Origin of the sequence: Pseudoalteromonas sp. S2721, from assembly GCF_005887425.1 — a bacterium.
Taxonomy (GTDB): Bacteria; Pseudomonadota; Gammaproteobacteria; order Enterobacterales; family Alteromonadaceae; genus Pseudoalteromonas; species Pseudoalteromonas simplex.
Genome location: NZ_PNCZ01000069.1, coordinates 1 through 2364, shown reverse-complemented (window position 1 = coordinate 2364; position 2364 = coordinate 1). Strand labels below are relative to the sequence as shown.

At 40.3% G+C, this 2364-nt stretch carries 2 protein-coding genes; one reads left to right on the top strand and one right to left on the bottom strand.

Going from position 1 to position 2364, the window contains the following annotated elements; genetic code table 11:
• Positions 1 to 189 precede the first annotated feature (189 nt).
• Positions 190 to 636, top strand: a complete 447-nt coding sequence (locus tag CWC02_RS19095) for a hypothetical protein (protein WP_054553644.1) — start codon at positions 190 to 192, stop codon at positions 634 to 636.
• A gap of 17 nt (positions 637 to 653) precedes the next feature.
• Here CWC02_RS19095 and CWC02_RS19090 read toward each other — a convergent pair whose 3' ends face one another.
• Complete coding sequence (locus CWC02_RS19090) at positions 654 to 2072, bottom strand: alanine/glycine:cation symporter family protein (protein ID WP_138619807.1); 1419 nt, start codon at positions 2070 to 2072, stop codon at positions 654 to 656.
• Positions 2073 to 2364: the final 292 nt, after the last annotated feature.

Below are 2364 nucleotides of genomic sequence, written 5' to 3'. Positions count from 1 at the left end.
GTCCGGCCCCGGGCACCATTTATATAGAATACCTCTTCTCTATTTCATCTTATTTCTTTTTTTAATCTCATCAAATTATTTTTTTATTGCCAAAATAGCTTTATAGTTTCCTTAGTCTTTTTAAAACAGCTAACGCGTTTTCAAGTTTTCAGCACTACTGAATTCAATAAATAGGATCAAGGAAAGATAATGGAGCAATTTAAACGTGGCTTAAATCAGTTCTGGGTAGGCGCAGTGTTTGGGCTTTGTCTAGCGATATCGTTAGTTCTTATTCCTGTTGCGATTATTATGTCGAACATTAACGACGTTCTGAAAATTCATGAGGTGAGCGTGCTTGTTGATAAAGTATCGACGGTCTTCGATAAATCAGAGCAGGCAATTAGTAATGCCAAAGCAGCGCTAACCGATTTTGATAATGACGTGGTGATGGATATACTTAATGCTGTGCAATCTTATCAGCAACAATCGCAGCCATTACTAACCGCAGAGCAAAAACAAGCATTAAAAGCGCAAATTAAAGGGCAGCTTGTTACTGAGCTTGAGTCAAAGCTTAACGAGCAACAAATTACATTCATATTGTCTGTTTTCGAAAAGTTAACAAATACAAAAAAGGGAGCACAAACGCTCCCTAAATAAGAATTTACTTAACTAGATTATTTACGCCATGCGCCTTTAGGAATGGTTTGATCTAGCTTTTTGTTTTGCGAAGGATCAAAAGTAGGTAATTTACCTGCCTTACGTTGGGCGTTGTAATCCTTCGCGAGCCAAATAACGACGCCCGATAACATAAACAAAGCGATGACGTTAACGATAGCCATTAGACCCATAGAGACATCGGCAAGGGTCCAAACTAATGGTAATTCTCCAAGGGCACCAAACATCACCATACCAAGTACCAGTAATCGGAAGATCAATATACCCGATGCATGGTTATGCTCTAAGAACAATAAATTGGTTTCGGCATAAGAATAATTAGCAACAATCGAGGTAAATGCAAAAAACAAAATTGCAATTGCAACAAAGGTGGCACCCCAGCTACCAACATGTTCTTCAAGGGCAGCTTGTGTTAACGCAATGCCAGTCACACCTGAATCAGGTATAAGCTGTTGTGATAATAAAATAAGGGCTGCAGTTGCAGTACATATAATAATTGTATCTACAAATACGCCGAGCATTTGTACATAACCTTGTGAGGCTGGGTGCGGTGGGTTAGGTGTTGCCGTTGCAGCAGCATTTGCAGCGCTACCCATACCAGCTTCATTAGAGAATAAGCCACGCTTAATACCCTGGATCATGGCCTGCATTACACCATAACCTATTGCACCCGCACCCGCTTGCTCGATACCAAAGGCACTATTAATGACATGAATAAATACATTAGGTAATAAATCGTAGTTTATGGCACATACATAAAGTGCAACTAACAAATAAGCCAGCGCCATAAATGGCACAACCATTTCTGCAAAACGTGAAATAGTTTTTAAGCCACCAAAAATGATAATACCTGACCCTAATACTAAGCCGATGCCTACAACATAGTTTGGAATACCAAATGCAACATTAAATGCAGCAGCAATAGAGTTTGATTGAACAGCATTAAATACCAAGCCAAAAGCAAGAATAAGGCAAAGAGAAAAGATCACACCCATCCAGCGTTTGCCCAAACCATATTCCATATAATAAGCAGGGCCACCACGAAAGTTGCCATCTTCATCGACCGTTTTATATGCCTGAGCAAGGGTACTCTCGGCAAAACTTGTCGCCATACCTATTAATGCAATAAGCCACATCCAGAAAATTGCACCGGCCCCGCCTAAATAAAGTGCAACGGCAACACCTGCCATATTACCCGTACCAACTCGCGCAGCTAAAGAAGTACAAAAAGCTTGGAATGAAGAAATGCCATCGCCAGAACCTTGGCGGCTCTGAAACATTACTTTGATCATATGTGGGAATTGAGTGAATTGAATAAAACCGAGTCGAAGAGTGAAAAATAGCCCCGCAGCTATTAAAAGGTAAACCAGAATGTGACCCCAAAGGAGACCACTTATACTATTTATAATGTCTGTCATTTTTCTTGCCTTGTGAGCGAGTGGAAAATCTGCGGCGCAAGTTACCATAACAAGCGAGGAGAGTTTAGTTATTCTGCTAAAAAACACCAGTTATCCACAGAGGTTTGTGGGTAACTTGTTTGCATTTGGTGGGTATGCGATTAATTTGAAAATATTCAAAAAAACCTTCAAAAAGTGCTTGCGTTAAAAATCCATCTCCCTATAATGCGCATCCACTGACACGGCGGGCAGCAATGAAAAGCGCTGAACAAAGTGACAGAGAGTTAAGTAAAACTTCGGTTTAACACTGTCT

What these genes read in the sequence shown, in the direction of transcription:
- CWC02_RS19095 (WP_054553644.1), top strand. Translation starts at nt 190, where the DNA reads ATGGAGCAATTTAAACGTGGCTTAAATCAGTTCTGGGTAGGCGCAGTG.
- CWC02_RS19090 (WP_138619807.1), bottom strand. Translation starts at nt 2,072, where the DNA reads ATGACAGACATTATAAATAGTATAAGTGGTCTCCTTTGGGGTCACATT.